Annotated in this window: 5 protein-coding genes; all 5 read left to right on the top strand. The window is 62.4% G+C overall.

The window, feature by feature from the left end; translation table 11 throughout:
* A partial coding sequence (locus tag VJR29_09635) for a cysteine desulfurase family protein (GenBank protein HKY63668.1) occupies positions 1-799 on the top strand: 799 nt, incomplete at its 5' end.
* A 125-nt stretch (positions 800-924) separates the two neighbouring features.
* The gene (gene mnmA / locus VJR29_09640) at positions 925-2,013 is read left to right on the top strand and encodes a tRNA 2-thiouridine(34) synthase MnmA (protein HKY63669.1); all 1,089 of its coding nucleotides are present in this window, start codon (positions 925-927) and stop codon (positions 2,011-2,013) included.
* A 170-nt stretch (positions 2,014-2,183) separates the two neighbouring features.
* The gene (gene mtaB / locus VJR29_09645; protein HKY63670.1) at positions 2,184-3,569 is read left to right on the top strand and encodes a tRNA (N(6)-L-threonylcarbamoyladenosine(37)-C(2))-methylthiotransferase MtaB; all 1,386 of its coding nucleotides are present in this window, start codon (positions 2,184-2,186) and stop codon (positions 3,567-3,569) included.
* Complete coding sequence (gene rnc / locus VJR29_09650; GenBank protein HKY63671.1) at positions 3,514-4,278, top strand: ribonuclease III; 765 nt, start codon at positions 3,514-3,516, stop codon at positions 4,276-4,278. Before mtaB ends, rnc begins: the two co-directional genes overlap by 56 nt.
* Entirely contained in the window at positions 4,265-5,083 is an 819-nt protein-coding gene (locus tag VJR29_09655) for a radical SAM protein (protein ID HKY63672.1), read from the top strand. Before rnc ends, VJR29_09655 begins: the two co-directional genes overlap by 14 nt.
* Positions 5,084-5,121 lie beyond the last annotated feature (38 nt).

Here is a 5,121-nt window from a genome sequence, read left to right on the forward strand (position 1 = left end):
AGTCACTCGATTGGGTGTCGATGCCGAAGGCCGGCTCGATTTGGCCGAGCTCGAAACCGCGATCCGGCCGGAGACGAAATTGATCGCCGCGATGTTTGCCAACAATGAGACCGGCAATCTCTTTCCGGTGAAGCGGATCGGCGAGATCGCCCGGGCCAAGGGCATTCCTTATTTCTGTGACGCGGTTCAGGCGGTGGGGCGGCTGGAGATCGACTTGAGCCTTTTGCCCATCGATTTATTGGCGGCCTCGGCCCACAAGTTTCACGGCCCCAAGGGCGTGGGCCTGCTCTATTGCCGAAAAGGGCTGGAGCTGACGCCACTGCTCCACGGCGGGCGGCAGGAGCGAGGCCACCGGGCCGGCACCGAAAACATCCCCGGCATCGTCGGGATGGCCAAGGCGCTGGAGCTGGCTCAGAGCCGGCTGCTTCGAGACGAGAGAAGGATCGCCGGCCTTCGCGACCGATTGCAGGCCGGGCTCTTCGAGAAGATCCCCGAGCTCCAGATCAACGGCGACGTCGAGCACCGGGTCGCCAACACCCTGAGCTTCCGGGTCCCCGGCGTCAGCGGCGAAACTTTACTAATGAACCTCGATATGGCCGGCATCGCGGTCAGCGTCGGCGCAGCCTGCGACTCCGGCTCGCTGGAGCCCTCGCATGTGTTGAAAGCGATGGGGCAGGGCGACGAAGAGACTTTGGAAGGCGTTCGGGTCAGCCTCTCGCGGAACAGCACCGAGGCCGAGGTCGAAGAATTCCTGCGGGTCTTGCCGAGTTTGGTGGAAAAGATTAGAAGCGCGGCTTAATTCCCTCCCCTTTGTAAGGGGAGGGTTAGGGAGGGGTAGAGAGTCCGCATCATGCATACATGTTGCACGATGCGGACTCTCTACCTCCCCCAACCCCCTCCTTACAAAGGAGGGGGAGGGAGAATATGAACCTCGACAAAAACAAGGTGGTCGTCGCGATGAGCGGCGGGGTCGACAGCTCGGTGGCGGCCTTGCTGATGAAGCGGGCCGGCTATGAGGTGATCGGCATCACTCTCAAGCTTTGGGATCCGCCCAAGGACGAGCCCCAGCGTCACGCCAGCTGCTGCTCGGTCGAGGACATCACCGACGCCCGCCGGGTCGCCGACCAGCTCGGGATTCCCTTCTACGTCATCAACAGCAAGCAGAGCTTCCGCGAGAACGTGGTCGACAAGTTCGTCTCCGAATATCTGCAGGGCCGCACGCCCAATCCCTGCGCGATGTGCAACGACAAGGTGAAGTTCGAGTTCCTCTTCACCAAGGCCTTCGAGCTCGGCGCCTACTACATCGCCACCGGCCACTACGCCAAAAAGCAGAGGGACGAGGCCGGCGGGGCTTGGCAGCTCTACAAGGGCGCCGACGACCGCAAGGATCAGAGCTATTTTCTCTTCAGCCTGGGCCAGGATCAGCTCGAGCACACGCTTTTCCCGGTCGGCGACATGGGCAAGGACGAGGTCCGGGAGCTGGCCCGCGCCGCCGGTCTCAAGACCAGCGAGAAGCCCGACAGCCAAGAGATCTGCTTCGTGCCGAGCAACGACCACGGCGCCTTCATCCAGCGCTATCGGCCCGACATCGTTCCCCAGACCGGCGACTTCGTCAGCGAAAGCGGCGAGGTCTTGGGCCGGCACGAGGGTATTCACAAGTACACCGTCGGTCAGCGCCGCGGCACCCAAGTCGCCCAGGGCGAGCGGGTCTACATCAAGTCGATCGATCCACAGAGCGGCCGCATCGTGATGGCCGAGGACGCCGCCCTTTACCAAAGCCATTTGAGCGCCGGCGGCGTGAAGTGGGTGCGGCCGGTGAGCGACGGCATCGAAGTGATGGCCAAGATCCGCTACCGCCACGCCGGCAGCCCGGCCACGCTGCGGGTCACCGGCAAGAGCGACGTCACTCTCGAATTCCGCGAGCCCCAAAGGGCGATCAGCCCGGGCCAAGCCGTGGTGTTTTACCGCGGCGACGAAGTGCTGGGCGGCGGGTGGATTGAGAAGGGATTTTGAAGCAAATGTCATCCTGAGCGAAGCGAAGGATCTACGACTGGCCAAGAAACTTCGAGTCACAGAGTTCCTTCGTGTCTTCGGGTCCACTTAGGATGACACGAAGGGGATTGGATCTTTCAAAGATCCTTGGTAGGTCGCAGATCCTTCGCTTCGCTCAGGATGACATCACTATGCAAGAGATCGAAGAACAACCCAAGGCCCCGGCCACCGTCGCCTTCGCCACCCTCGGCTGCAAGGCCAATCAGTACGACACCAGCTTCCTCGAAGCCCAGCTCGAGCGCCGCAACTACAAGCTGGTCGATTTCCGGGAGAAGGCCGACATCTACGTCTTCAACACCTGCACGGTGACCGACGGCGCCGACCTCGATAGCCGCAACCTGATCCGCCGGGCCAAGTGCCGCAACCCCGAGGCCTTCACCGTCGTCACCGGCTGCTATGCCCAAACCAAGCCCCAAGAGGTCGCCAAGATCGAGGGCGTCGACCTGGTCCTGGGCAACGACAAGAAGCACAGCCTCTTCACTTATTTGGAGCAGGGAAGGCCGGAAAAAACTCAGGTCGCGGTCGACAACATCTTCCTCCAGACCGAGCTCGAAACTTTCGGCCTGGCGAGCTACGCCAAGAACACCCGGGCCTTCGTCAAGATCCAGGATGGCTGCAACCAATTCTGCACCTTCTGCATCATCCCCTATGCCCGGGGCCGCAACCGCAGCATCGCGATCCCCCGGGTCCTGGAGGAATTGCGGCGCTTGAGCGAGGCCGGTTTCAAAGAAGCCGTGCTCACCGGCATCCACATCGGGACCTATGGCCAAGACCTGGAGCCGGCCACCTCTTTATATGAGCTGCTCAGGGCCATTGAGGAAACCCGGCCGATCCACCGGGTCCGCGTTTCCTCGATCGACCCCGAGGAGGTCGGTGAGGAGATGGTCGAGCTCTTCGCCGGCGCCCGAACCCTCTGCCCCCACCTCCACATCCCCCTGCAAAGCGGCGACGACGAAATCCTGAAGATGATGCGGCGGCGCTACACCGTGAAGGACTTCGCCAAGCTCTGCGAGAGCCTGGCCGCTCGGATTCCTCGGGTCTGCCTCGGAACCGACGTCATCGTCGGTTTCCCCTATGAGGAGGGAGCCCGCTTCGAGAACAGCTTTGGGCTGCTCCGGGACGCGCCGGTCCATTATTTCCACGTCTTTCCCTTCAGCCCCAAGCGGGGGACCCCGGCCGCCAAGATGCTGGGGCAGGTGCCGGCGGGGGTCAAAAACGCCAACGCACTGCGTCTCCGCGAGCTGTCCGCCCAAAAATCGGGCGATTTTCGGCGCCGATTTCTGGGGGCGGAAGTGGAAGTGATCCTTGAGGGTTCTGGGACTTCGTGCGAGAATGAGGCATTGAGGGAGTCGGAATGGACCGGCTTTTCCGAGAATTACCTGCCCGTGGCGGTGACGACGAGCGCGGGTTTTCGCGGAAAACTCGTTCGATGCCGGCTTGATTCTGAAAGCGGAGGAAGGCTTGCCGGAAAAGATCACGCGCGAGGAGAAGAAGCGCCTGAAGGAGTTCGAGCGTAAGCTCGGCTACCGATTCAAGCGCAAGAACATCCTCAAGAACGCGCTCACCCACAAATCTTACGCCAACGAACGGCGGCTCGACGCCAGTGAGCACAACGAGCGCCTGGAGTATCTCGGCGACGCGGTGCTCGAACTCATCGTCTCCCATCTGCTGATGGAAAATTATCCGCAGGCCGCCGAGGGCGAGCTGAGCAAGCTCCGGGCCTCGATCGTCAACGAGAAGACCTTGGCCAATGTCGCCCGCGAGCATTGCCTGGGCGAGTTCATGTATCTCGGAAAAGGCGAGGAGATGGGCGCCGGCCGCGAGAAGCCCAGCTTGCTCTCCAACGCGCTGGAGGCGGTGCTCGGGGCCATCTACCTCGACCGCGGTTTCAAGAAGGCCTTCAAGGTCATCGGCCGGATCGCCCTCGAGCTCTTCGAGCAGGTCGGCCAAGAGGGCTTCTACAAGGACTACAAGACCCAACTCCAGGAGCGGGCTCAGATCCTCTTCAAGACGGTGCCGAAGTACAAGCTGATCAAGGAGTCGGGCCCCGACCACGACAAGACCTTCGAGATCAACCTCCTCATCCGGGGCGAGGTGATGGGGATGGGGAGTGGCAAGAGCAAGAAGAACGCCGAGCAAGCCGCGGCCAAGGAAGCCCTGGAGAACATCGAAAAGGTCGCGGCCGCCCGAGCCGCCGGCGAAGCCAACCCCAATGCGGTCGGCTGAGCGTCCCTACATCATTCCGATCTTCATCTCCCATCTGGGCTGCCCCTTCCAATGCCTCTACTGCCAGCAGGAGCGGATCACCGCCCAGGAGCGCTGGCTCCCGACCCCGCGGGCGGTCCAGGATCGCATCGAAGCCTTCCTGGCCACCCGCAAGCCCGGCAAATACAGCCACAGCGAGATCGCGTTTTACGGCGGCACCTTCACCGGCTTGGAGCGGGACCTGATGGAGGAATTGCTCGAAGCCGCCGGCCGCTTCGTCGAGCAAGGCGAGGTCCGCAACTTGCGGGCCTCGACCAAGCCGGACTACGTCGATCCTGAAATTTTGAGCCTGCTGCGCAGTTTCGGCATGGACACGATCGAGCTCGGCGTCCAGTCGCTGGACGATCGAGTGTTGGCGAAAGTGGGGCGGGGCTACGGCGCCCAACGGGTGGAGCGGGCGGTCGGCGATTTGCGGGAAAAGGGAATGAAGGTCGGCATTCAGCTCATGCAGGGCCTCCCCGGCGGCGACGAGGCCGAAGCCCTCGAAAGCGCCCGCCGCGCCATCGCCCTGCGGCCCGATTTCGTCCGCCTCTATCCCACGGTGGTCCTCGAAGGCACGGCCTTGGCTGAGTTGTATCGCCGCGGCCTCTTTCGGCCTTGGACCTTGGAGACGGCCGTCGAAGTTTGCCGCACTCTTGGGTCGTTGTTCGAAGCCGCCCAAATCCCAATCATCAAGATGGGCTTGGAATTCTCCAGCGACGAGCGAGAGGGAATCCTCGCCGGGCCTTATCATCCGCGGTTTCGGGAGCTTGTTGGCTTGCGGTAGATCTCGGTGCGTTGCTTAGGTGTCCTTGCCCGGTCGGG

It is taken from the genome of bacterium (assembly GCA_035281585.1).
In the GTDB taxonomy this organism is placed as follows: domain Bacteria; phylum UBA10199; class UBA10199; order DSSB01; family DSSB01; genus DATEDP01.